This window comes from Psychrobacter sp. 1Y4 (assembly GCF_051847555.1).
This window is the reverse complement of record NZ_JBPYDE010000264.1, coordinates 1-904: the sequence shown is the minus strand read 5'-3', so window position 1 is coordinate 904 and position 904 is coordinate 1. Positions and strand designations below refer to the sequence as shown.

The window sequence follows — 904 nt, the reverse complement described above, 5'->3', positions numbered from 1 at the left end:
CGACAAGATGGTCGAGCAACCATCTCCAACCTGGCTAAAAAACTCAAAGTCTCTCGTGCCACTGTCCAAAACAGATTGGATAGACTGATTCACAACGGTGCTATTTTAGGATTTACGATTCGCGTGCATGAGGCGTTAGATAAAGAAACGGTCAAAGCGATGATGATGATTGAAGTAACAGGTAAATCTACGTCACAAGTGATTAGAAAGCTGCGCGGCATCCCGCAATTGATTAAGCTCCATACGACCAATGGCGCGTGGGACTTGGTGGCAGAAATACACACGACAAGTTTGAGAGAGTTTGATGAAGTGCTGCGTCAAGTCAGAGAAATTGACGGCATTCTGAACAGCGAAACGAGTGTTCTGCTGTCGAGCTTGTAATGTCTATATCCAAGAAATAGGTTGAGAATGGCTTAAAAATATAACTCCCTAGTATCGACTATATTTATAAACACTTTTTATCCCCTCGTTTTGTGTACCTGTAGGTATACTTTGCGAGCGTCATTCGAGGTTTTCAATGCTTAAACAACATCGACAAGCACTAGTGGTTGAAGGCGGCGGCATGCGTGGCGCATTTAGCAGTGGTGTCTTAGACGCATTTTTACAACAACAATTCAATCCTTTTGATCTGTGTGTGGGCGTCTCTTCAGGTTCAACTAACGTTGCTAACTATTTGGCCGCACAACAAGGCCGCACCCTGCATATTTACTTGGATCATTCCCTTCGATCTGAATTTATTCACTATGGTCGTTTCCTTAGAGGCGGTGACTTGCTGGATCTAAAGTGGATGTGGGATATGGTGGAGCAAGAATATCCACTGGATCAGGCACAGTTATTTGCCAACCATGCTGAGTTTTACATGGTGTTAACACATGCTATTTCAGGAGAAGCGATCTATATCAAA

Annotated in this window: 2 protein-coding genes; both read left to right on the top strand. The window is 43.6% G+C overall.

What is annotated here, in order from left to right:
• Positions 1 to 381, top strand: a 381-nt coding sequence (locus ACS8FC_RS15675; protein ID WP_439297451.1) for an Lrp/AsnC family transcriptional regulator, incomplete at its 5' end; no start/stop codon positions are given.
• A gap of 136 nt (positions 382 to 517) precedes the next feature.
• Positions 518 to 904 (top strand): patatin-like phospholipase family protein (locus tag ACS8FC_RS15670; protein WP_439297450.1); only part of this gene is annotated, 387 nt, incomplete at its 3' end.